Here is a 25425-nt window from a genome sequence, read left to right as displayed (position 1 = left end):
ACATATAACTATTTTTATATTAACGAAAAATCATAGTGTTTTTTATTTGTAATTTATATTTTTTGCTATAATAAAAGGAACAAAGATAAACCCTTCCACCTGATAAGTTAATGGGAAATCAAAAAAAACAAAAAATTAACACAGATATATCTATAACGCCCTATTAAATAAAAACAGTTAAAGTCACTCTGTAAAAACATTTGACTTCATCAATGATGTAATTTTATTTTTATCATCATAATTACATAGAGGTTTTTATGAAAAAAAACAACAGCACAGTAAATCCTGATTACACAGATAATAAAAAAATCACATGGGAACCTACGACATGGATGAAAAACATCGATGACAAAAAGTCCACTGCTTTATTATCTATTCCAGGAACTCACGAATCATGTGCAACTTATTCACCAGAAGGAGATATGTTAGGAATAATTATTTGCCAGAATCAATCTGTGGAACAACAACTACAGGAAGGAATAAGATTTCTGGATATAAGATGCAGAGCTATTGATGGTGCATTTACAATTCATCATGAAATGGTTTATCAGCAAATAAATTTTGGTGACGTTTTAATTGAATGTATTAATTTCTTATCATCACACCCTTCAGAAACTATTTTCATGCGGGTGAAACAGGAATACTCTACAGTCAGCGATAAAGATTTTATTGCTATTTTTAATGATCATTATGGAAAATTCCATCCATACATGTATCTGGATTCAGATATTCCATCCTTGGGACAGGTCAGAGGAAAGATAGTTATTATCTCAAATGTCTCAGGATTACCGGGGATTCCCTGGAATGTATTTAAAATACAAGATGATTATGATGCAGATGATGCATTTGAAAAATGGGAAGCTATCTGTGAGCACTTCAGTTTAACTATCAAGAATCACTCCAGTGGCGGTAAAGATTTTTTTATTAATTTTTTAAGTATTCAAGGGAATCCTCCTCATTGGACAATAAAAAAGATGTCTTATAATATGAATGGTTCTTTTATTACGATGTTACAGGAAGGCGTCAACGTATCTGGACTTGGTGTTGGAATCATACCAATGGATTTTCCCAATTTAACAGATAATGTTATTGGTGTAATAATAGACAGTAATTTTTAAAAAAATGAATAATCTTAATAAGATTGAAACTCAATGACGCCAGTGTATTACTTACTGGCGTTTATTATTTTATCAAATTGTAGTTGTAAGATCAGGATGAGTTAAATAAATTATAAACGTAAAACGTTAACAGTCTCTAATCTTCAGTTTCTATTCTTGAATATCTAAAATGAAACCATATCTGCCGGATTAAATGTACTCATTACTCCCAGAGCACCCTTAATCAACGGAATAACCACCGGAGAGAAATAGGAACCCAATGGAATGCTCGTGTGGTCAATGCTGGTCAGCATGTTAAAATCCCGATTACGTCCGGTGAAATCGTCACTGATTGCTTTACCAATGCGTACCGTCTGCGCTACACCATGACCACTCCAGCCATGTACCATATATACAGGGGTGTTATCATCACTTTTACGGGCATCAGCTGCACCATTCAGGGTCAGGTCACTAATCCCGCCCCAGGAATATTCCAGTTCTGGTTTCTCCAGCTGCGGAAATACAGTTCTGATACGATCATGCAAATAGTTGTTTACATCACGGGATGACCAGGAGTTACCCGTACCCTGCCCGCCAAACAGCAGGCGGTTGTTGCGTACAGAACGATAATAATCTATCTGTAACTGTGTATCGTAAACGGGCAGATCTGATGGGAGTAATTCTTTGATGGGCATCGGCAACGGTGAAGTAACCGCCACATAGGTGAAAAAAGGCACAGTAGTGGAAGAGCCTGAGATAAATTCCCCCGTAGAGGCATGTACCCCAAGTACCACGGCTTTACTCGCCCTGATAGTTCCCTGGCTGGTTTCAATAACCGCTCCGCGCTCTTCCTGCCTGATACCGCTCACTTTAGTATTGTCATATATTCGTCCCCCAAGCCCGGCAAAACCATATGCCAAGCCTCGTAATAACGCGAGGGGCTGAACCTGTCCGCTGATACTGTCGATATTGGCACCATGATAAATATCCGAGCGCACATACTCTTCTTGTAGTTCGAATGGGCCAATAACCTTCACCATTTTATCGCCTAATCGACGACGTGCATCGGCATTAGCCACTAATGGCCCCATATGACCCGGATGGATCGCCGCCGTAATATGGCCATATTTTCGGTCACATTCAAAACCGTAACGTGAACGAAGTTCATCCACGAGATCCATTGCTTCAACCGATGTAAATTGCCATAAACGTCTGGCTTCTTCAGGTGAAAATTTTTCCAGTATAGTTTCAGCTGACCAGCGGGCAATGCCGGGAGTCATCTGCCCCCCGTTACGTCCGGAAGCGCCTGAACCAATATTATCTTTTTCAACCAGAATGACATCCACACCCGCTTCAGCCAGATGTAACGCCGTGGAAGCACCCAGCAATCCGCCACCAATAACAACAACCTCACAGCTTTGATCACCGGGAAGACTGCCAAAGGCCGGCCAGTCAGCCAGAGAAGCCTCATAGTAGTTAGCTGGCATGTCGATAGCAGCTATGTCTCTATGCCAGTTCCAGATGCGGGGATCCAGCCCCAGACGACTGGGTCTGGCCTGTGCATCCTGTAATAGCTTTGGCCGGAGTTGTTCAATACCGACGGCCAGAGTATCAACCTTGGTTAATTCTCCGGCAAGTAGGGATGTTGTGGGAAATAGGGATGAAAGTACGCCCGCACCTGCAAGCGTTGCTGCATTAGAAATAAAATCTCTTCTGTTCATTGTCATTTTAGCGCTCCTGTATGACCTGAAATCACCCGTTAACCTGATCCGGGGTATTTTCTTGTGAGTGAATCCAGCTCTCTGAGCCGTATTTATTGCTACCCGCCGATCCTTTCAGAGTGGCGAGAATCAATAAAATAACAGTGCCAACAAACGGGATAAGATGTAAAAGTAGCCACCAGGCACTACAGTTGATATCGTGCAATCGACGTGCACCTACTGCCAGCGCTGGCAAAAATGTGAGTAGTAGATAAATGGCGCTGAACCAGCCCATATAGATTTCGGGATTAGCAACAGCAAATAATCTTTCCAGATAAGAAATGATAAGAACTGCCAGAATCTGAAACAAAATGAAATACCAAAAATCCTTACGCTGTGCTCTTCCCCTGAAGCAGGCATAATTCTTTAATACGTTTAAATACCAATGCATTATTCTCCTCTCTTATAAATCTTCTGGTTCCACCTGACCTCCATGTGTGTTTATATTTTTGCGATTTACTATGCTGTTCCCGCGTCGGGCGGATACCTTTATTACGCGAGATTAGATTTCTGCCCGAATGATATTTCAGTATCCATATGTTCTTTATATTCAGTCAGATAATCGGTAATCCGGGTAATCATCTTCTGTGCCAGCCGGTAACAGGTAAAACTCTATCCCTTGTACAACGCGGTCAATATTGTACATCAAATGGCAATAATTTCATTTAAAACAATTTCTTTACGTTACGAAGTCACTATTAAAGGCACTCATCTGGCCTGAATTGTGAGTCTCCGCTTGTGTAGCAGGGGTTCGGTTCGGGTAGTCTGCTCAAGCAGGATATATACACGTCGTCTTTCAAGTTGCCTCTTTGTTGTCTGCTCCCGCTCATCCCAGTCACCGTTTTTATAAACATACGGTTTCTATGCTCCTGAGAATTATTGAGAGGCTCCTTCCTCTCAACGTTCAGCAAGCCAGGCTGAGAGTAACGCTAAAAAATGCCGTAACGATGTAATGCTTGCTCATCCTCCGGTACCGGAGTGATAGCATCCCAAAGTTCAGCAACTTTACCATTCTCAACGCGCCACAATTCAAAGTAGCTATGACGTTCTCCGGCGATACTTCCTTCCGAATGAGTCAGAACAAACTGGCCGTCAGCAACGGTGCGGTGGATTTTTGTATAATGCAGCCCTTTTCCTTCATCTTTCAGTTGCTGAAGAAATGCAATAACCGCTGCCGCACCATCAGATATATCCGGGCTATGCTGACGGAACGCCTCACCATTGGTGTAGGTGATAAATTCACCATAGTCTTCTTCAATCAGAGCACGTCTGAAGAAATTCACCACCAGCTTACGATTTTTTTCCCTGTCATGGTTGTCGCCCGCTTCAGTCGGGCCATCTAACTGAGTCCGACCGCTGGCATTAGGTGCAGCCTGTGGCACTAAACCGTCCCAGTGTTCCACGATTAAACCATCAACAACCCGATACAAATCGAAGCCAACCAACGGCTGAGTATCTAACCCCGTAAAACGGCCATGGATAGCAACCAGATCACCATCCTGTAATACGCGGTAGGCTTCGTGGTGAAGCTCAGGATGTGTCTGAACCAGTTCACGCAGGCCGGCAAGCCCATCTCTGACCAGCGGGGAATGTTCGATGAAATTCGGCGAAAAATAACGTTCAAGTGCTCCTACATCACGGTCAGTAAACAGTTCGCGGTGAGCACGTGCTACTAAATCCCGTGAAGCTATAACCTGATTGATAGCCTGATTCATTATGGATACTCCGCATTAGTCGTTGGAACTCATCACGTGTTTGATACGCGTATATTCATCGAAACTATAAGCTGACAGATCTTTACCGTATCCGGAGTGCTTAAAACCGCCGTGTGGAGCTTCTGCCGCAAGAGGAATATGGGCGTTGATCCAGACCGTGCCAAAATCAAGCTCACGGGACAAGCGCAATGTTCGAGCATGGTCACGGGTCCAGACACTGGAGGCTAACCCGTATTTCACGTCGTTGGCTTTCTCAATCGCTTCTTCTTCTGTTCTGAATTTCTGTACCGTGATAACCGGACCAAAAATTTCGGTCTGAATCATTTCATCGTGCTGCTCCAGACCGGTGATTACCGTAGGTTCAAAGTAATATCCCGGACGTTCAGCCTGACGCCCCCCTGTTTCGATACGGGCATAAGCAGGCCGACGTGCAATAAATCCCTTAACCTGTTCCAGCTGGCGAATATTGTTAAGTGGCCCGTATAGCGCGTCTTCATCTTGAGGATCGCCAAATCGGATTGCTTTAGCTGCCGCGACTAATTTCGTCACGAAGGTATCGTAAACAGATTCATGCACCAGCACGCGCGAAGCGGCTGTGCAGTCCTGACCGGCGTTGAAGTACCCCGCAATAGCAATGGTTTCCACCACTTTGTCCATATCCGCATCGGCAAAAACAATGACCGGTGCTTTACCGCCTAATTCCAGATGTGATCGGGTGAGATTGGCTGCTGCCGAAGAAGCGACCTGCAAACCAGCCCGCACAGAGCCAGTGATGGAAACCATAGCCGGGGTTTTGTGTGAAACAACCAGAGCGCCTGCGCTGGCATTACCCAGTACTACGTTGAACGTACCGGCAGGAAAGAACGGTGCAGCCAGTTCAGCCAGCAATAAAGTGCTCTCCGGCGTAGTATCACTCGGCTTAAGTACAATAGTATTGCCAGCGGCCAGAGCAGGTGCAATCTTCCATGCTGCCATCATTAATGGGTAATTCCATGGAGTAACCTGCCCCACTACACCCAGCGGCTCGCGTCGGATACTACTGGTCATACCGGAAAGATATTCCGCTGTTGCCTTACCTTCCAAAAAGCGGGCTGCACCAGCGAAAAAACGGATATGATCAGCCGAAGTTGCCACTTCCTCAGAGGCAATCAAATGTTTGAGCTGCCCGGTATTGCGGCTTTGCACCTCAACCAGACGTTCAGCGTTTTTTTCTACCGAGTCAGCCAGTGCTAACAGTGCTTTCTGGCGCTCAGAAGGGGTACTCCGGCCCCATACTTTAAATGCCGCTTTAGCAGATGCATAAGCATTATTAACATCTTCAGCATTCGCATTAGGAGAACGTGCATAAGATTCACCCGTGACCGGGCTGATCAAATCAAAATATTCAGAGCCTTTAGATTCAATATACTGTCCATTAATAAAATGCCTGAGAGTGGCTATCGACATGCTTATCTCCTGATAGGGTTAATGTATAAAATATAACCTATGAATTAATATATTTAATGGTTATGCGACAGTCAAATATGTATAAAAAATGTAAAAACATGTGGACCATTAGATACATACGTGTAACTTTCAGGCATTTCCGGCAGGAAAATTATGCAAATCTGTGAGAAGGATCGTAGATTTTAGGCATGTTGAGGTGGGTGTAGCTGAACCAATAACTGGGTACAGCTTAAAAGTCGTGGTGAGACACTTAAATAACTTTAATTATCGATTGTTTTTTGAGCTATGTGTGTTCGTGGGACTTCTTTATACTAACGGAAATAGGAAAATAACCTATTTGCTATTATTCATTGTCATTTCAGTTCTCTATTAGTGATGAAGTAATAAGAATTCTTATTTTAAATATTTTCATCAAAAAAGGGGGCGATATGAACGTCTTATTTAATATAAATTTTGATGGACTTATCTTTGATAAGCCAGCTCTGACCAACCTATTTGATCGGAGAACATCAAAATGCACCCTACTTACTATCTGAATGCCCGTGTAAAGGGCAAAATTCACGCTGCGAGACTAATCATGCAGCCTGAACAAACTCGTCAGATGAGTTGCCATGCTGGAACTTATGTTCCTGGTTGTATTTCTACGGGCTACCAGCCGTTCGTCGCAGACAAAACACTCTCTTGCCAGCTCCGAATATTTATTCTTACCTTTTTTATTCCAAGAATACAGGAGGCTTATTATCATGAATAATCATGAATTTATTATGAGCCATGCTCCTATAAACCCTCAATTATTTCCCTGGATAGTTCGAATAATCATCAGATATACAGAAGAGGAATCCCATCAAAGAGTCCGTGGAGTGGCAACCGGTATAGCCATCAGTCCCCATATAGTTTTGACAGCTTTACATGTATACCCAGATAACGACGATCCTAATGAAGATCTGTCCATTAGAATATATTGGCGTCGAAATTATCTTGGAAGACCAGCTAATCCTGACTACGGTATCAGTATCGAGTATGACAATTTTATAGAGGAAGGGAGGGTCGGTGATATCATAGCACTACGCTTAAGTACCCCCCTTCACTTAACGTCATATGCACCGTTAGGTCTATTCTATCGGCTGCCTATCTCCCCTGATGGTAACATTGCACCAGTTGAAATAATGGGTTTTGGCTTTGGGGCCGGCTCAGGTGATCGACGCGCGAATACTGTGATTCCACCCGATACCTTTCACGGGTTCCGGGCTACTCTGGACAGAGTCCAACCTAATGTGCTTAGAGGAGGACGTGAAGTGTGGGCAGCCTTCGGGCCTGGAACGGGATCATCTACGTATGGAGACTCGGGTGGACCTATAATGTTTAATGATCCGCAACGAGGCCCTGTAGTTATTGGGCTCATCTCTGGGGGAGAGCCGCCAGGATCAAGCACACCGACACACATCTACTTTACTCCTTTAGAAGATAACATTGCTCTTATTGAATATCTTCAGTTGGAATCAGTATCGATAGGATACGCAATAATAATCGCCACTTTTTTCCTTAGCTGGAGGAGAGCTCACTTTCGATATGGAGGAGGGTCTGGAGGAAGCGGAAGATCCAGCATAGCCGATAGCTCAATATCAAATCCTGATTTATCCGGTTGGCGTGTGTTCTGGCAGGAGGTGAAGGACGGGACATCATGGTCGAGTGCGAAATACAAAGATATCCTTGATCCTCAGGCAGAAAAAGCGGAACTAAAAGTAGAACAGGGTGCATTATGGCGGGCAACGGTGTTGCCGTTGATTGGAGACCCACCCCAATTAGTGGGCAAGAATCACTTTCCAGCGGCTAACCTGCCGAGCAGTCTTGTAGGTTCGATTACAGATAAGTACACAATGCCAACTAACCTGAAAGTGATTGCTGCCAACAACGCAGGAAAAAACTCTGTTCACGCATCCTGGGATGAAGCTCTGGCGGCGTCGGGCATACCGGCAGCAGGGTATCGCGTATTCTTTCAGGGGAAAACGGCAAGCGGTGCGTGGTCATCGTGGTCACACTTGCCGGATACGGACAAGCGCGAAGCCATGTTTCAGGTGACCAGTGCCACGGATATAGGCCCGTGGCGAGTCGTCGTGCTACCACTGTATACATTACCCAACGTCACTGCTGTCGTGGGCGCCGATGAACACGGCAATCCGTTTGCAGCAGATGCAGACACACGCGGTGTGCAGATCGATAAACCAATACTATTCAGCCAGTTCCCAAAACCAGAAGAAACGCTCTATATCACCACTGGGACTATAGGTTCGGGCTCGGTGATAGCATTATTCAACCATGTGAACCCCGAAGAGAAGGAAGGTTCCCTGCAATGGGAGTGGGCGGATAGCGCGGACGGGACGTTTATACCCGGTGGCCGGTGGGTAGGAATGTCAGGGCAGAACAGTGTGCAGATGGTGTTCGGAACAAAAGATGATCCAGCAACCGAAAACAACTCAGGATGGTACCGCCTGCGGGCAACCAATAACCTGGGTGAAAACATAAGTCAGCCAGTACATGTGGTCATCAGCGAGCAGGTGTTACCACAATTGCTGGAACAATCTCCACTCTCCTATGGAGAAGTGGTGGGGTATACCAACAGTGCCGGAGATGCGGAAATCGAGGTGTTATTTACCGCTTATCCGGCCCCGACCAATGCACAGGTAATGTGGGAAAAATTAGACCCGGCAACTCAAAAATACACTCCGAACATTAGCGACCGCTTATTCTCATTACCGCTTCAATCATACGGAAAAGAGAAAGAACATAAGTACATTGCCACTCTGGTCTTCGGGCAGGAAAAAACCTATCCGACTGAAGAGGATTCAGGCTGGTATATCGCTCATATCAAGACCACATTCGCCGACAAAAGTGAGCACGAAACCTATTCGCTTCCCGTCTTCGTCAGTATCGGCGCATCTGTCAACTGAGCTATGAAAACGAAGGAGTAAAACAATGAATAAAAATCGGACAATAGGAGTAAAAAACTCCGCAATACGAGACAACATGTCGACACTACTGCGAATTCTGGCAGGCGGGTTGATGGCCATAGTTCTGGGCTTCGGGTTGAATGCTACGCCTGCACATGCAGCCGGAACGTGGACGATGTTTATGACAAACTTTTCCGATAAGACTATCACTCTCCACCCTAGCAATTCCACGTGTATGTATAGTACAGGTGGAGAGCAGACGGTTCTGCCCAACGGGACAAATACCTTCACATTCGAGGACTCGAACGCACTGTTTGGTGGTTGTTGGTTGAGAGAAAAGTATATCGATTGGGAGGTAACGATCGAGGGCTTACCGGCGCCTACCGGATCCGGTCGCTTCAGTCTGCGCTGGGATCATGTATATTACTATTCTGGCGCAGAATGGCGCACAAAGATAACAAGCCCTGATTCATCCTTAGGTATACCGGTAACGGGAGCGAATTGCACCGAAATGGAGGGATTCCCCGAATCTGAGTATAGTTGTTTGAATGTTTGGCAAAAGGCACCGAATAACGATGGAGGTAAAATTTGGCTCTACTTCAACTTCGCACATATCAACCAGCAAGGTGAAAACGCGACTTATATGTATGAAGACGAGGCAAAATTCAGCGGTATTGGCGACATCAGAAATACCATTACTTTACATCAAGGATCTCCTCATGGAAATCCACTCCCCGGCTGCGAGAACATATCCGTCAGTCAAGAACAGGGGGGATACAATGGTAATTGGTCTTGCACTTCGAGTTCCCTTCCGTACGGCATAACTCAGATTGTTGCCGTTCAGAATGATGGGATCTCTTCGCACTCTTCAACACCATACACTATCCTTGCGGAGCTAAAGGTGCATTCCCCCAGAGATAACGAAATTATCTTCAAAACCCTTGGCCCCTATGAGATTAGAGGCCGGGCGACTCCCGGTGCGAAAATCGAGGTGACACCTCGCGAGGGAGGAACTCCGGCAGGAGCATCCCCCTTTAGCTGCTCGGCAACTGCCGATGAATCGGGCGGTTGGTATTGCAAAAAGAAATTTCCCGCGCTGATTGATGGCACCTATCAGTGGGACGTCACACAAACTTTTAATGGGTATGGCAGTCAAGTCAATACAAATACAGGATATTATCACCTGACTGTCGGAGAGCTTAAGGTTTCGATTGATCCGATTGGGGTGGATGGAGTTGTGCCTGACTGGGGTGAGTTCTTGCAGATCCATGGACTGGGAACACCTCGCGATACTGTACACCTTCTTGTACAGAAGGACGGAGATTCTAAGACGATACTAAAATCTCACAACTGCAGAGAAAACTCAGCTTCCGATCAACCTGATATGCACCCCATTTCTGACACGAGTACCTGGGGATGCAACTATCCCATTCCCGAGGTAGGAACTACCTGGGACGTCACTGCTACACAATATCGCCCCCACGGAGAGGAAGTGCAGGATCCCGCAAAAACATCTTTCAGCGTCAAAACTGCGGCTCCTCTATTAGTGCATAAACAAAAAGACTCAAGCGACCGGAACGATAAAATAACCCTCTCTGGAACAGCAACTCCGGGGGCTACCGTCAAAGTTACCACTAAACAAGGGCCTCGGTGTCTGGTTAAAGTGACCGCAAACTCTTCAGGATTGCACATCCCTACGCCTTGGTCATGCACATTGGACAACGTTAATGCCGGAGGATTAGATTTCACGGCTATCCAGATATACGGTTCTATCATCAGCGCCCCAATTACTGGTTCAACAAATAACCTATAATGTAGCCCCATTCTGGTGAACACAGAGATAGGCATAATTACCGGCTGACTTCATCGTCAGCCGGTAGCTTCCTTTACTGGAGCACGCGATGATAATGATGAAACAGGAAAAATCATTTCTAAAATGGAAGGGCGACTTTTAAAAAGAGTTGCGAGCCTGCCGGGCGATTAGTCACGATCAGGTCTTTTTGCCATTTCAGGGCCACCAGCAAGCCTTTATCATTAGCGTAACGGACGGAAGGACCCAGACCAAATGCGCTCGCTTTACCCTGCGCTGAATTAGGCCCGCTGTCATTTGTGACCTGCTGGAATGCATAACCACCAACCCCAGCGACCAAACCATTACCGAATCCCCAGCCCAGTGCATAATCTATATGAAAAGCCCGACCGGATGTTGTATTAGTCTTTTTATTTTTCAGATTAAAGTCATACATCACTTTTAAATCGGTATTGTAACCGTAAGCCGGAAAGTAGCTTATCGCCCAGACAGGCTGAAATGCCCAGTGATTTTTCCCCGGACTGGAAGGATCATGGCGATTATAGCTGCCTGTTGGTGCACTGATATCAAGACCGATAACATAACCTAAATCCGGAGCCGGATGATACCCAAGAGCCGGGCCAAAAGTGATATCCCCAATCCCTTTACTGTCGCTGCGTTTCCCCCCTGCTTCTGCTGTCACACTCAGCAAAGGTACAATAGTATGATAGGCCAGTTGTCCCCCCATAATTTGTTGATCTGTGACCAGAACTAACCGGGGAGCAAGAACATTCACATTCACTTTAAAACCGGGAACAGGAAGCCGGGAACCGTTATTTCCCCTGAGTTGGTTATAGTGAATATTGCCACCATAAAGCAGTACATGAACACCCGGCGGAGGCAGAGCGCCTGACAGGTAATTATCTAATCCATCCGGATAGATACCAACACCGCCGCCTTCTGTCGCCATAACAGAATGGCTTACAACTACAGCACTCATAACGGAAATACTGAGTAGTGATAAAACGGTAAGCTGAGTCGCTCTCCGATACTTTCTTATTCCTGTGTTTATCAGTTTTGCTTTTATTGCCGTGTATATTTTTATCATGACGGATCCTCCGGAGTGGGAAGTGAGCAAATATCGTATATAAGGAATGAATGTGATCAGTGCCGCGCAAGCCTGCGAGCAACCAGATAGCCGGAGGTTCCTGCTAATCCGGGTCCGGGATGTGCTGATGCTCCAATATGAAAGACATTACAAATAAAAGTCTGATGTGCTTTCGTCCTTTTTGAAGACGCAAAGGGACGCAGCCAGAAAAATTGGTCAGGGGTGCAAACTCCTGAATAGGGATCTCCTCCCACTAAATTACAGTTCAGTGTCTGTAAATCTGCCGGAGAATATGCCCTGCGGCCAACAATGGTGGATGAAAACCCCGGGATTACTCTCTCCAGACGAGCCTGTACGCGATCTGCGAACGCTTCACGAACAGCATCATTCCATTTGCCATCTTCGGGAATGGGGATTTCTCCCAGTGCATCCCCTTTCAGATGAGTGGGCAACTCCTGCATCTGGATCCATAAAATCCATCCACCTTCAGGAGCACGCCCCGGATCAAGCGCAACCGGCTGACCTATAGCTAATGTCGGGTGCTCCGGCAAATAACCATTATTAGCCTGTGTTACCGACAGACAAATTTCTTGCATACTTTCTGCTAAGTGAATAAGCGGTACATGACATAATTCGGGATCGCTCCATGACGGGGGAGAATTCAGGGCAAAGTGAACCTGCATTCCACCACGCCCATAGCGATATCCCTGCGCATATTGTTGAACTGTCTGAGGAACGTTATCCAGTAAGTGTCCATAAAGCTGTTGCGGAGTGACATTGCAGACCACCGCATCGGTAGCGTGATAAACCTTTTCCCCGGCGATGACACCAGAAGCACGGTACTTTCGCCCCCGCTGATGAGTGATAATGTGATCAACATTGGTATGTGTGAGAAGCTGTCCCCCATGCTGCTCTATGATCATTTTCAACGCTTCAACAATGCTGATACTTCCTCCTTTAACTACCGGCATTCCTCCCGCTACCACCGCAGCAAAAGTGAGTTTTCCAATCAGGGCAGAACTGGCATCATCCGGCCCCAGACCTGTATGCAAGGCCCATGGCGCAATCAGGGTACGGATGAAATCGGACTGCAATTCACGTTCAGACCAGCGCCGGAACGTTTCCAGTGAATGACCGGCAAATTCCACCAGACCATCAATACCGCGTTTTCGCCATTCATTAAACAGTAACCGGAGTACGCTGAAACCATAAGGGTTTTGCCCCAGTAAACTGAATACCAATTCAGCATCATCATGAAGAATTTGCTGCACCATGTAGCGAAATGCTTCTCCGTCTTTTCCGGCAATTTCATCAAGCTGCAATGCAGCAGGTAAAACGCCCCGCTTTAACGCAATTCCCCGATCATTCGGCTGAACCAGCCCAGTGGAATAATCACTTTGTATGAACTCTACACCCGCTTTTTCTAATTCCGGCTTCAGCACCTGATAAGCCGGGCTACTCAAAAATAGCGGATACCAGCAGGAGAGCACATCATGGATATAACCGGGAAAAAGTTCTTCTGTGCGGATACATCCCCCCAGCACTGCATTCCGTTCCAGTACCAGTACAGATTTCCCCCAGATGGACAGTAGCGCGGCACATACCAGTGAGTTTATTCCACTGCCGATAATAATGACTTGTGGTTTAGAACTGTTCATAGGGTTGTTCCATCAGGCTGTTCAACCAGTGCCAGAACTCGCAGCGGACTTCCCGAACCTCCTTCAATTTTAAGGGGAGCAGCAATAATAACGGTTCCGACTGGTGGTAATAAATCGAGGTTTTTCAGGCATTGCAAACCGTATTTATTTGCTCCGTGCATCAGGGTGTGACAAGGATAAGCCACGGGCCATGAATAAGACTGCCCAGCATCAGTATTGATAGTTTCCACCCCAAAGCCCCGGATCTGACGTTTATGGATAAGCCACTCTACTGTTTCCTGATCAGGCCCCGGTGTATGGGCTCCGTCACCACGCATATTGAGGAAACGGGTGGGATCGTCCGCCCTTTTTGACCAGTCAGTACGGAAAAGCAGCCATGCTCCAGCAGGGATTTGCCCGTGTCGATTTTCCCATTCAAGCAGGAAATCAATTGTCAGCAACCAATCCGGATTGTTTGCCACTTGTTGGCTGGCATCCACAACGACTGCGGGTGCCACAAAATTATGTAACGGAATGCTATCAACGGTATTATCTGAATAGTCTTTGCCGCTCACCCAGTGCGCTGGAGCATCAAAGTGTGTGCCTGTATGTTCTCCACAACTGAAATTATTCCAATACCAGCCCGGCCCGTTTTCGTCGTAACAAGAAATACGCTCCATTTTGAATGACCAGACTTGCCCATATTGTTCAGGTAACTGTAAAGCCGGGAAATCAGGCGATAAAGTCTGTGTAAGATCAATCACCTTCACTCCCCCCTGATCGAGCGCGGTAGTGAACATATTTAGCAGGCTTTTCATGTATCCTCTCCCATATTGCTTCCCACATCATGCAATTCCGTAAACATACCGCAGTGAAAAACCAACGGCTTACCTTCGAGGCTGGCAATACGTTTCACCTGACCAATCATCAACAAATGATCACCAACATGGGTTTGCTGATGATTCGAGCAAACCAGTGTTGCTATTGCGCCACAAATTGCTGGGATCCCTTCCGGCGTTTCCTGCACAGGAATATCCTGAAACTTGTTTTCAACCCTCGGATTAGCAAAACGCAGGGCCAGTTCCTGATGGTCACAGCTAAGAATGCTGATCGTAAAATATTCACAGTTCTGGAATACAGCCAGACTGGGAGAGTGATTGACCAGACTCCAGAGTATCAGCGGTGGCTCCAGTGAAAGTGATGCAAATGAATTGATGGTCAGGCCCACATTGCGCCCGTCAGCAGTGCGTGTCGCCACAATAGCAACACCGGTTGGGTAGCTCCCCAGAATGGTACGCAATGCCCTTGCCTCAAATTCGGTTATTCCCCATTCAGTACCGGGTAACATGGCTTCGCTGTTCTGGATATTCATGGTCATGTTGACTTTTTCCACACTGAAATTCTCCACACTAAGACCCTGCTTTTCAGGTAGCTTGTTAAATCGCTTTCTTAATTAAGAATTAGCCGCCTGTGCATGCTGTGTCTGTGAGTTAATGTAGGCTTCACAGGCATCACTATCCCGCCACCACGGAAACAGTACGGGAGGATGGTTGAAAGCATTGGCAATTGTGCTGGCAAGTGCCGGTAGCTGCTGTGCTGCGCCTAATAGATGCAGGATATGAGGTTTGGGCGGGATGAGCAGACTGTTTGTCCACTCCACTACATACTGGCTGTAATCCCAGAATCGCTCAAAGGTATCGTTCATCCATTCTGCCGTAAAAGGTTTGTCACCACGGGCAAGAATCGATTCGTAATAGACCTGACAGGCTTTGGTCGCATTGTTGGAGCCTTGTCCGGTAAGCGGATCGTTTGCCACTACCGCATCACCCAGTCCAAAGACCTGACGACCAGACGGTAATGTCAGTACCGGTTTGCGCACTACCGGTGCGAAACGTCCGGCCAGAATGCCGTTCGCATCGGTCAGTTCTACTTTTTCACAACGCGCTGCTTCCCACGGCAAAAAGGTTTTAAGAATGTGTCTGCTATAAGCCAGATGCTCCTGCGGTGTTCGGGCTTCCTGCCAGCCATCCATTGCTCCCCCCGGTATCCCTTCAAAGACCATAATGTCACAGGGACCACTCAGAGTCAGACCAGGAAAAACGAAATACTCGCCCACTCCGGGGATCAGGTTGAAAGAAACGCGAGAATATTCAGGCACCGGCAGCATACCATTCACATAAGTCAGTGCCAGTGCACGCTGCGGCTTATCATAGGGGGAACGGGTTGCATCACGCTCGAGCAATCTCACAACTTCCCCTTTCCCGCCCGCCAGAATAACCAGCTCGTGGGTCAATGCCAGTTGCTCCAATTCATTAACACCTACATCAAGAATCACCAAATTACCGCCACGGGAAGCAAACAAATCCATCCAGAAAGGCATTTTAATACGCTGATCAACCGCCTGTGCGTACTTATCGAGCCGGGCGCTCCAGTCAATTACTTTAGTATTTGGCATCTCCGGATGCGGAACAGCGAAACCGATACCTTCAACTGGCGGACATAGTGCTTCCCATTTATTCAGCCCCAGCTTCCGCTCAAACTGTAAAGAAGAATCGAACATACACTGACTCGACATCACCCGGCCATTCCGGACATCATCAGGAGTGCGATTGGTAACTACGGTTACCTGATAGCCCTTGTCAAGTAGACCAAGGGCCAGAGGCAGTCCGGCCTGACCACCTCCCACAATAGCGATACGACGCATGGTATTTTTCTCCTACCTTATGTTTCATTTCAACGGTGTTTTGTAACAACCGTGTTTTGTAACAACGACGATTTGCGACTATTCCGCCAGACGGCAAATGGCAGGTTTTGCCTGCTCAGGTCCCATCACTGAATAACCACCATCAACGGAGTAATCGGCCCCGGTCACAAAGCTCGACAAATCAGAAAGAAGAAAGGACACGACCTGAGCAATCTCTTCAGGATCACCCGCACGGCCAAGTAAGTGATAATCTGCGGCAACTTCATCTGTTTTCCGGCGACTGCCCTGAGTCAGCTCATCCATGACCCGTGACCAGGTCCAACCCGGTGAAACGGAGTTCACACGAATGCGATCAGCGGCATAGTCCATTGCCATACTGCGGGTAGCTTGTAATAAAGCGGCTTTTGAGGCGGGATATAGCCAGCGGCCTGTCTGGGCAACAGAGGATGAAACGCTGGTGAAGTTAACAATTGCTCCACCTCCGGCTGCCATAAAATAAGGATGTGCAAACTGGGCAGCCTTGATGGAGCTGACCACATTAATATTCAGTGCCGTCAGCCACATTTCGCGGCCGGAGTCGGCACCATCATCCAGATAAGTTGCAGCAAGATTAACGAGACAATTAAGGTGGCCATAGTAAGCTGCAACCTCGCGTATCCCCTGAGAGAGCTGTTTGTCATCGGTAATATCAACAGGCCAGAAATGAATATCATCAGGTCGGATATCGCAGGCTTTTTTTCCGCCTTCACGATCAATATCAAAAATAGCAACCTTAACACCATATTCACTCAATACTCTGGCAACGGCCGCCCCTATTTTGGTTGCGCCACCAGTAACAATAGCGACCTTATTACTTAATCCTTTCATGAGTGATCCCCTGTACATATATCTGCCGCTATTCAGGGAAAACTATCAGGACAAATTATTCGGTCGGAATTCGGGGCATTAAGAAAAGACACATTTTTGACTGAATAGCTTTTGTTCGAATAGATCGTGACTGAATAGCCGCTCAGAGATATAAACACCGAATATCCAATATTTTGTATATTTAGTGTTTTTATAATTAATAAATCATGGTGGGTATCATTACGTGAAAAAGATAAGAACAAATAGCCGATATTTGCAGGAAATATCCATCCAGCGCAGGTATTAAAAAATGTATTCAATAGATTTCAGAATTTAGAAATAATATATTCTTTGTTTAACTTATCCCATCACCGAACACGCTGAAATAGTAACCCACGGAACTAATCATCCTGAAATTCCGGATCTCGTTTGTGGCATCATGGTTGTGAGTCGCGACTAAACCGTCTATGGTTTACCGAAGAAAAATGCTCCCATCTTGAGCTAGCCAATTATAATCTTTGGCTATAAATATATTTCGCCCAACACATCACTAACAATAAAAAACATCAAAAATTAAATACTCCTATAAGAAATAAAAAAACAAGGATAATAAAAAACAACATAGACATTAATTAAAACAACAACCAGCATTACACTATAAATAACAGCATCCATAAGTAATATAAAACAATTATATTCACATAAAAAATATACTCTGGTATTTTGGGGGGAGCAAAATACTAACTATTAAATAAGAACTCTATTTCACGAGGATGAGTGTTGAAAGATTGCAAGGTTATTTGTAAGGACATCATGAGAGATGATGCTACGTTCTAACGTGCAAATTAAGGTCAGGAAAATCATCAGCCCTATTCATTTTGTACTATCAACTATGACTAACTTGTAAGCAGAACACACTCATATAAATAATTATGAGAAAAGCTGAGGATCATTTGAATCCAGATTTATATCACCTCCACCCTACTCAGGAGAATATATTTTACGAACAACTTCTTTATGAGAATAGCCCAGTACATACCCTAAACTGGTATACCTTAATAGAGGAAAATGTTGATATTACCCTCTTGCAAAAAACATTGAATTTACTATATCAGCATATCGATACTTTACGTTTACGTATATTCATCAATGCCGACAATGAAGCGGTTCAATACATTCAGGAACAAAGTATTCCCACGTTAATCAATGAATACGATGTTTCAAAACTGCCTGATCCTGAAAATCACGCACTTCTGTGGATGAAGCAACAAAACAATATCGCTATAGATTACTTAAATGAAATACCCTACCAGTTCACATTAATCCGTCTCGCCAATGAAAAAAATTATTTTTTCACTACATTCCACCATATTTTCATTGACGGTGTCGGATTATACCGATTTCACGAGTATGTTTATAAACTATATACATGCCTTAAAAATGGAACATCCACAACGTGGTTATCTGAAATTCCGCAATATCTCACGGCAGTAAAAAAAGCAAGAACCTATTTAAATAATTTTAATTATGAAGATGACAAGAATTATTGGCTGGATTTTTTAAAGAAAAATGAAATACACCAATTAACACCTTATTACCATAATAAAGGCTCTGATAATCAGACGCTGACATTACCACTCTCAGTTAAAAACGATTTACGTACTTTTTGTCACGAAAACAAAACTAATTTACTTGCCGTCTTTTCCACGCTTGCTTCTATTGTTATGGCTGAATTAACCGGGCAACAAGAGCTGGTTTTCAACACGACAACCCATGGAAGAACAACAAAATCCGAAAAATATGTTGTCGGGATGCAAGCAAATACGTATCCAGTACATTGCCCTATTTCACGAACTTCTTCTATTATTAAGCAAATTAAGCAAGTAGAGTCAGCGCTGAAAAACAGCTATCTCCACGGAAAGTTTCCCAATTCACATCTTACTCGTCTTGCGAACCAAGATGGGTTTTCTTTACCCAGCATCCTGATTTTATATGACCGTTTTTCAGCATCGGATACTGAAACTGACCAAATTCAGCATTTTCATATAGACACTGAATTTAATATTAATCCCATCTTATTTCGACTAAAAGATCATGGCTATGATCAGGAATTAAAAATAACCATCCAATATTTACAAGCCTATTTTAGTGATTCAGAGGTCAATAATATCCTTGAGCGATTAAATAACCTGCTAACGGCTATTATTGACAACCCTGCTATTTTAGTCAGTGAATTACCTATCTTGTTAGAGCAGGAACGCCATACCCTATTAAATATCTGGAATCAGACCAATGCCCCTTACCCGCAGGATAAAAGCCTGCAACAGTTGTTTGAAGCGCAGGTTACAGCAAATCCGAACAACGTCGCGCTGGTGTTTGAAGGTAAAACTCTGACCTATCACCAGCTTAATGAACGGGCAAACCAACTGGCGCTGGTGATCCGTGAACGTTATCAACAACAGCATCATGTACCGATGCCAATAGATACGTTTATCACGCTCTATCTGGATCGCAGCCCGGAAATGGTCATCAGTATACTGGCGGTACTCAAAGCCGGCGGGGCTTATGTGCCGGTATCAACGGATTATCCCCCAGAGCGGGTTCAGTTTATTCTGGACGATACTCAGTCACCCTGTGTTGTGACTCAGCAAAAGTTTCTACTCACATTGCAGGCTTATACACAAGCACACGTGGCATCGCCAGCCCTGATTGCCGCAGATGACAGGAGTATCACTGAAAACTATTCAACAGAAAATCTGGCGTTAGCCGGTCAGACGACAGATTTAGCCTATGTTATCTATACCTCCGGCACGACCGGGAAACCCAAAGGCGTCTTGCAGACCCACCATAATGTCAGTCGCTTATTCACCACCAGCCAAAAAGATTATCAGTTTGATCAGCACGATGTCTGGGTGCTTTTTCATGCTTATACGTTTGATTTCAGTGTGTGGGAATTATGGGGTGCCCTGCTCTATGGCGGACGTTTAATTATTCCCACGGTTGAGTGCACCAAGGATTTCAAGCAATTCAGCCGGTTATGCGCCGAACAGAATGTGACGGTACTGAACCAAACGCCGGGGGCATTTTATGCCTTTATCGACGAAGCAGTCAGCAATGGCACAGCGTTTCCTCACCTTCGCTATGTCATATTTGGTGGCGATAAATTAAATCCGGTTCAGTTAACACCCTGGTGGGATCGTTATGGCGATCAAAAACCAGCGCTCATCAATATGTATGGGATCACCGAAACCACCGTCCATGTGACTTACAAAAAATTAACGCAAGGCGATAACAGCGCTGTCTCCCGCATTGGGCAGCCCCTGAGCGACATGTCTGCCTATGTGCTGAACCCTACCGGACAGCTGGTTCCGATAGGTGCCCCCGGCGAACTTTACATTGGAGGCGCAGGGCTGGCACGGGGTTATTTAAACCGACCGGAATTAACCGCCGAACGTTTTATCGAAAACCCGTTTGCCACAGAGAAGAACAAAGAACAGGGTTACACACGCCTGTATAAAACCGGTGATTTAGCCCGCTGGCTCCCTGATGGCGAACTGGAATATCTGGGACGTAATGATTTTCAGGTCAAAATTCGCGGCTACCGCATTGAGCTAGGCGAAATTGAAAGTGCGCTGGCGGCACATCCACAGGTTAAACAGGCCGTTGTCATCGATCGCAACTATCAGGGTAATACCGCTCTGATCGCCTATCTGGTGACTGAGAATGAAATTTCTGACGAAGGGTTAATCAGCCATTTATCTTCTTATCTGCCAGATTATATGCTGCCCGCCAGCTTTACCCGGATTGAGGCGATCCCGCTAACGCCGAACGGCAAAGTGGACCGCAGAGCCTTGCCGGAGCCGGTTTTCGGTCACAAAGAACATTACGTCGCGCCGCGTAATGCACTGGAAACCCAGCTTTGTGCTATTTGGCAGGATATTTTAGCGCTGGAGCGAGTCGGTATTGACGATAACTTCTTCCGTCTCGGCGGCAATTCCCTGAGCGCTATTAAGTTAATCGCAGCCATTCGCCGTACCCTGTCCACGGATATTTCACTGGCACAGCTGTTTGAACGGAAAACCATTGCTGGGTTAGCCACGCAGATGGACGCACAAATTCGCACCGTCATCCCACCGCTGGCACAAGCGCGCTATCCCTTATCATTTGCGCAGGAGCGGATGCTATTTATCGAACAGTATGAGCAGGGTTCGGATGTCTACCATATTCCGTATCTGGTTCAGTTAACTCAGGATACTTCGCTGTCTGTACTGGAAACCGCCATTAACCAATTAGCGGAACGCCATGCGGTACTGAGGACGGTGTATCGCAGTGATGATCAAGACCAAATGTATCAGCAGATATTGGATGAGGATTTAGTGATCCCGTCTCAATCCTGTGACGACAGGGAGAGGCTGCTGGCTAACGTCCGCAGCGAGATAGCCATCCCCTTTGATTTAACCATCGAACCGAGCCTGCGCCTGCGGCATTATCAGGTCGCAGACCGTCACTACTTATTACTGTTATGGCACCATATCGCGATGGATGGCTGGTCCATTGATATCTTTATGGCGGAACTGGCGGAGGTTTACCACGCACTGCAAGCTGGTCGTGACAGCCAGCTCCCTGAGTTAGAGATTACCTACGGCGATTACGCGGTCTGGCAACGGGATTATTTGCAGGGGGACATCCGCGAACAGCAACTGGCTTACTGGCAACACACGCTGGCGGGCTATGAATCGCTGGCCCTGCCCACTGATCACCCCAGACCGGCACAGGTCAATTATCAGGGGCGGGATATCAATTTTGAGCTGGACGCACAGCTGTCTGAACAGCTACGTGCTCTGGCAAGAACGCAGGAAACCACCCTGTATACCGTGCTGCTCAGTGCGTTTTATGTCACGCTGGCAAAATTATCCGGACAGGACGATATCGTTATCGGTACCCCGACCGATAACCGCCACCATGCGCAAACGCTGCCCCTGTTAGGCATGTTTGTTAATTCACTGGCGTTAAGGGCACAGCTACAACATACCGACGGCGTGACCGCGCTGATTGCACAGGTACACAAACTGGTTAGCGGTGCCAAAGCCCATCAGGATATGCCATTTGAGCAACTGATTGAAGCCCTGAACATTGAGCGGGATACCGCCCGTCATCCGCTCTTTCAGGTGATGTTCAGTGTGCAGGCTTTCGGTGAAAACCCGTCAGACGGCAATCTGCCGTTTAGCCCGATCGCACTGGATGAAACGTTATACAGCCCCGCCAAATTTGACCTGAGCCTGTTTTTGTCCGATGGCAAAACCGCGATTACCGGCTGCCTGAATTACGCCCTAAGCCTGTTTAACGACACCAGCATTACCCGTATCGCAGAAAGTTACCAGCGGGTATTGCGCGCGTTTGTGGCCGACCAGCAACAACCGTTATCCAATATTGATATTTTATCGGCGCAGGAACGCCATACCTTATTGCACCGCTGGAATCAGACGGATGCGCCTTATCCGCAGGATAAAACCCTGCCCCCGTTGTTTGAAGCGCAGGCGGCTCAGCGCCCGGATGCGATTGCAATTACCTTTGAACACCAAAGCATCAGCTATGGCGAACTCAACCGGCGCGCCAACCGGCTGGCCCATCATCTGATTGCACTGGGCGTCAGACCGGATGATCGAGTTGGCATTTGCCTTGAACGCAGTATGGATATGGTGGTCGGGATACTGGCTATTCTCAAGGCGGGCGGGGCGTATCTGCCCCTCGATCCGGCTTATCCCGCCGAACGATTGAGCTATATGCTGGAAGATGCAACACCGGTGGTCTTACTGACGCAAACCACACTGGCAGATAAATTGACCACGTCAGTCCCCACGGTATTGCTCGGCAACCCTGCTCTGCACCTTGAAGCTCAACCGGACACCAATCCGGATACACAAGCGCTGGGACTGACTTCAAATCATCTGGCTTACGTGATTTACACCTCCGGTTCCACCGGACAACCCAAAGGCGTGATGGTCGAGCACCGTAATGTTCTGCGCCTGATTATCAATAATGGCTTTGCGGATATCGGCCCGGATGACTGCATTGCCCATTGTGCCAATCCCGCCTTTGATGCCGCCACGTGGGAAATCTGGTCAGCCCTGCTGAATGGCAGTTGTCTGCATATTGTGCCTCAGACGGTAGTACTCGAGCCTACCGGTTTCCGTGAGGCACTGCGCAAGGGAAAAGTAACCGCATTATGGTTAACTGCCGGTTTATTTAATGAATACCTTGATACGCTGCAACCCGTGTTCGGGCGGCTCCGCTACCTGCTGGTCGGGGGCGATGTCCTCAATCCGCAGAAAATAAAACAGGTGTTGTCGGCAGACCATCCGCCTGCTCATTTAATTAACGGCTATGGCCCGACTGAATCCACCACCTTTGCCACGACCTATGCGATCACCGCGCCGGTTGATGGCATGCAGTCTATCCCGATTGGCCGTCCTATCGCCAATACCCGGATTTACCTGCTTGACGCCCATCAACAACCCGTACCGATGGGGGCACCGGGTGAAATTTATATCAGTGGCGAGGGCGTGGCGCGAGGTTATCTGAACCAACCGGAACTAACCACCGAACGTTTCCTCACCGATCCGTTCTCTGCCGAGCCGGGCACTCGCATGTACAAAACCGGTGATTTAGGTCGCTGGCTGCCCGATGGCAATATCGACTATCTGGGACGCAATGACTCTCAGGTTAAAATCCGTGGATTCCGTATTGAACTGGGGGAAATTGAGAATGCGTTAGCGGTACATCCGCAGATCAAACAGGCAGTCGTGATTGACCGTGAGCATCAGGGTCATAAAGTCCTGGTGGCGTATCTGGTTGCCGAGGACGCTGTCTCCGATGACATGCTACTGGCGCACTTATCTGATCGTCTGCCGGACTATATGCTGCCCGCCAGTTTTACTTTTATGGAAGCTATTCCGCTGACGCCAAACGGCAAAGTAAACCGCCGAGCCTTGCCGGAACCACTTTTCGGGAATAGAGACAGTTATGTCGCCCCCCGCAATGTGCTGGAAACCCAGCTTTGCGCTATTTGGCAGGATGTTTTAGCGCTGGAACAGGTCGGGATTGACGATAATTTCTTCCGTATCGGCGGCAATTCCCTGACCGCCATTAAGCTGATCGCCGCCATTCGCCGTACCCTGTCTACCGATATTTCACTGGCACAACTGTTTGAACTGAAAACCATCGCCGGGTTAGCTACGCAGATGAACACACAAATTCGTACGGTTATTCCGCCGCTGGCACAAGCGCGCTATCCTTTATCATTTGCACAGGAACGCATGCTGTTTATCGAACAATATGAGCAGGGTTCGGATGTCTACCATATTCCGTATCTGGTTCAGTTAACTCAGGATACTTCGCTGCCTTTGCTGGAAACCGCCATTAACCGATTAGCGGAACGCCATGCGGTGCTGAGAACCGTGTATCGCAGTGATGATCACGATCAGATGTATCAGCAGATATTGGATGAAGATTTAGTTATCCCGTCTCAGGCCTGTGACAACAGGGAGATAATGCTGGCTAACGTCCGCAGCGAGATAGCCATCCCCTTTGATTTAACCACCGAACCGAGCCTGCGCCTGCGGCATTATCAGGTCGCAGACCGTCACTACTTATTACTGTTATGGCACCATATCGCGATGGATGGTTGGTCCATTGATATCTTTATGGCGGAACTGGCAGAGGTTTATCACGCGCTGCAAGCAGGCCGTGACAGCCAGCTCCCCGCGCTGGATATCACCTACGGGGATTACGCGGCATGGCAACGGGATTATTTGCAAGGAGACATCCGCGAACAACAACTGGCTTACTGGCAACACACGCTGGCGGGCTATGAATCGCTGGCCCTGCCCACCGATCACCCCAGACCGGCACAGGTCAATTATCAGGGGCGGGATATCAATTTTGAGCTGGACGCACAGCTGTCTGAACAGCTACGTGCTCTGGCAAGAACGCAGGAAACCACCCTCTATACCGTGCTGCTTAGTGCGTTTTATGTCACGCTGGCAAAATTATCCGGACAGGACGATATCGTTATCGGCACCCCGACCGATAACCGTCACCATACGCAAACACTGCCCTTATTAGGGATGTTCGTTAACACACTGCCCTTACGGGCACAACTGCAACACACTGAGAGTGTCACCGCGCTGATTACACAGGCACACAAACTGGTTAGCGGTGCTAAGGCCCATCAGGATATGCCGTTTGAGCAGTTGGTTGAGGCACTGAACATTGAACGGGATACCGCTCGTCACCCTGTATTTCAGGTGATATTCAGTGTGCAGACTTTCGGTGAAAATCCGTCAGACGGCAATCTGCCGTTTAGTCCAGTCGCA

The 25425-nt window shown here is 46.8% G+C and carries 15 protein-coding genes and 1 pseudogene; 6 read left to right on the top strand and 10 right to left on the bottom strand.

Annotated features, from left to right (window positions below):
* The first annotated feature begins 257 nt into the window (after nucleotides 1–257).
* Nucleotides 258–1118, top strand: a complete 861-nt coding sequence (locus AACX38_RS15875) for a phosphatidylinositol-specific phospholipase C (protein ID WP_228864903.1) — start codon at nucleotides 258–260, stop codon at nucleotides 1116–1118.
* 164 nt (nucleotides 1119–1282) lie between these two features.
* On the opposite strand, the gene AACX38_RS15870 is transcribed toward AACX38_RS15875, so the two are convergent.
* The 4 genes from AACX38_RS15870 to AACX38_RS15855 all read right to left on the bottom strand — a co-directional run bounded on the left by AACX38_RS15870 (nucleotide 1283) and on the right by AACX38_RS15855 (nucleotide 6012).
* Complete coding sequence (locus AACX38_RS15870) at nucleotides 1283–2824, bottom strand: NAD(P)/FAD-dependent oxidoreductase (RefSeq protein WP_228864902.1); 1542 nt, start codon at nucleotides 2822–2824, stop codon at nucleotides 1283–1285.
* A 25-nt stretch (nucleotides 2825–2849) separates the two neighbouring features.
* On the bottom strand, nucleotides 2850–3248 hold the full coding sequence (locus tag AACX38_RS15865) for a DUF805 domain-containing protein (RefSeq protein ID WP_099121981.1): 399 nt from the start codon (nucleotides 3246–3248) through the stop codon (nucleotides 2850–2852).
* A 538-nt stretch (nucleotides 3249–3786) separates the two neighbouring features.
* Nucleotides 3787–4572 (bottom strand): nuclear transport factor 2 family protein, encoded by a 786-nt coding sequence (locus AACX38_RS15860; RefSeq protein ID WP_228864901.1) that lies wholly within the window; start codon nucleotides 4570–4572, stop codon nucleotides 3787–3789.
* 15 nt (nucleotides 4573–4587) lie between these two features.
* Entirely contained in the window at nucleotides 4588–6012 is a 1425-nt protein-coding gene (locus AACX38_RS15855) for a gamma-aminobutyraldehyde dehydrogenase (RefSeq protein WP_228864904.1), read from the bottom strand.
* A 520-nt stretch (nucleotides 6013–6532) separates the two neighbouring features.
* Between AACX38_RS15855 and AACX38_RS15850 the strand changes: the two genes are divergently transcribed.
* From AACX38_RS15850 to AACX38_RS15840, 4 genes and pseudogenes are all read left to right on the top strand, one after another.
* Nucleotides 6533–6769, top strand: a complete 237-nt coding sequence (locus AACX38_RS15850) for a hypothetical protein (RefSeq protein WP_228864900.1) — start codon at nucleotides 6533–6535, stop codon at nucleotides 6767–6769.
* Nucleotides 6762–7445, top strand: a pseudogene (locus AACX38_RS20820) (trypsin-like serine protease); the annotation flags it as partial. The gene AACX38_RS15850 and the pseudogene AACX38_RS20820, both read left to right, overlap by 8 nt.
* A 237-nt stretch (nucleotides 7446–7682) precedes the next feature.
* Nucleotides 7683–8966, top strand: coding sequence for a hypothetical protein (locus tag AACX38_RS15845; RefSeq protein WP_339385694.1), 1284 nt, complete (start codon nucleotides 7683–7685; stop codon nucleotides 8964–8966).
* 25 nt (nucleotides 8967–8991) lie between these two features.
* Complete coding sequence (locus AACX38_RS15840) at nucleotides 8992–10779, top strand: hypothetical protein (RefSeq protein ID WP_228864898.1); 1788 nt, start codon at nucleotides 8992–8994, stop codon at nucleotides 10777–10779.
* A 118-nt stretch (nucleotides 10780–10897) separates the two neighbouring features.
* On the opposite strand, the gene AACX38_RS15835 is transcribed toward AACX38_RS15840, so the two are convergent.
* The 6 genes from AACX38_RS15835 to AACX38_RS15810 all read right to left on the bottom strand — a co-directional run bounded on the left by AACX38_RS15835 (nucleotide 10898) and on the right by AACX38_RS15810 (nucleotide 17071).
* Nucleotides 10898–11863 carry a SphA family protein gene (locus tag AACX38_RS15835; protein ID WP_228864897.1) on the bottom strand — a complete coding sequence of 322 codons (966 nt, stop codon included), beginning with the start codon at nucleotides 11861–11863 and terminating at the stop codon, nucleotides 10898–10900.
* A 56-nt stretch (nucleotides 11864–11919) separates the two neighbouring features.
* Nucleotides 11920–13521, bottom strand: a complete 1602-nt coding sequence (locus AACX38_RS15830; RefSeq protein WP_228864896.1) for a phytoene desaturase family protein — start codon at nucleotides 13519–13521, stop codon at nucleotides 11920–11922.
* Complete coding sequence (locus tag AACX38_RS15825) at nucleotides 13518–14318, bottom strand: cyclase family protein (protein ID WP_228864895.1); 801 nt, start codon at nucleotides 14316–14318, stop codon at nucleotides 13518–13520. Before AACX38_RS15825 ends, AACX38_RS15830 begins: the two co-directional genes overlap by 4 nt.
* The gene (locus AACX38_RS15820; RefSeq protein ID WP_228864894.1) at nucleotides 14315–14893 is read right to left on the bottom strand and encodes a flavin reductase family protein; all 579 of its coding nucleotides are present in this window, start codon (nucleotides 14891–14893) and stop codon (nucleotides 14315–14317) included. The genes AACX38_RS15825 and AACX38_RS15820 overlap by 4 nt, the downstream gene beginning before the upstream one ends.
* 60 nt (nucleotides 14894–14953) lie before the next feature.
* A complete protein-coding gene (locus AACX38_RS15815; RefSeq protein ID WP_228864893.1) occupies nucleotides 14954–16204 on the bottom strand; it encodes a styrene monooxygenase/indole monooxygenase family protein in 1251 nt (416 codons plus the stop codon).
* A 78-nt stretch (nucleotides 16205–16282) separates the two neighbouring features.
* Entirely contained in the window at nucleotides 16283–17071 is a 789-nt protein-coding gene (locus AACX38_RS15810) for an SDR family oxidoreductase (protein ID WP_228864892.1), read from the bottom strand.
* A 911-nt stretch (nucleotides 17072–17982) separates the two neighbouring features.
* Between AACX38_RS15810 and AACX38_RS15805 the strand changes: the two genes are divergently transcribed.
* A partial coding sequence (locus AACX38_RS15805) for an amino acid adenylation domain-containing protein (RefSeq protein WP_228864891.1) occupies nucleotides 17983–25425 on the top strand: 7443 nt, incomplete at its 3' end.

It is taken from the genome of Xenorhabdus sp. PB30.3 (assembly GCF_963895965.1).
Lineage (GTDB): Bacteria > Pseudomonadota > Gammaproteobacteria > Enterobacterales > Enterobacteriaceae > Xenorhabdus > Xenorhabdus stockiae.
The sequence above is the reverse complement of the archived record's forward strand: the minus strand, read 5'-3'. Positions and strand labels throughout refer to the sequence as shown.

Excerpts from the sequence above, each read along its gene's own strand:
- AACX38_RS15825 (WP_228864895.1), bottom strand. The coding sequence starts at position 14,318 with ATGAAAAGCCTGCTAAATATGTTCACTACCGCGCTCGATCAGGGGGGA.
- AACX38_RS15830 (WP_228864896.1), bottom strand. The coding sequence starts at position 13,521 with ATGAACAGTTCTAAACCACAAGTCATTATTATCGGCAGTGGAATAAAC.
- AACX38_RS15835 (WP_228864897.1), bottom strand. The coding sequence starts at position 11,863 with ATGATAAAAATATACACGGCAATAAAAGCAAAACTGATAAACACAGGA.
- AACX38_RS15850 (WP_228864900.1), top strand. The coding sequence starts at position 6,533 with ATGCACCCTACTTACTATCTGAATGCCCGTGTAAAGGGCAAAATTCAC.
- AACX38_RS15860 (WP_228864901.1), bottom strand. The coding sequence starts at position 4,572 with ATGAATCAGGCTATCAATCAGGTTATAGCTTCACGGGATTTAGTAGCA.
- AACX38_RS15875 (WP_228864903.1), top strand. The coding sequence starts at position 258 with ATGAAAAAAAACAACAGCACAGTAAATCCTGATTACACAGATAATAAA.
- AACX38_RS15870 (WP_228864902.1), bottom strand. The coding sequence starts at position 2,824 with ATGACAATGAACAGAAGAGATTTTATTTCTAATGCAGCAACGCTTGCA.
- AACX38_RS15840 (WP_228864898.1), top strand. The coding sequence starts at position 8,992 with ATGAATAAAAATCGGACAATAGGAGTAAAAAACTCCGCAATACGAGAC.
- AACX38_RS15810 (WP_228864892.1), bottom strand. The coding sequence starts at position 17,071 with ATGAAAGGATTAAGTAATAAGGTCGCTATTGTTACTGGTGGCGCAACC.
- AACX38_RS15865 (WP_099121981.1), bottom strand. The coding sequence starts at position 3,248 with ATGCATTGGTATTTAAACGTATTAAAGAATTATGCCTGCTTCAGGGGA.
- AACX38_RS15815 (WP_228864893.1), bottom strand. The coding sequence starts at position 16,204 with ATGCGTCGTATCGCTATTGTGGGAGGTGGTCAGGCCGGACTGCCTCTG.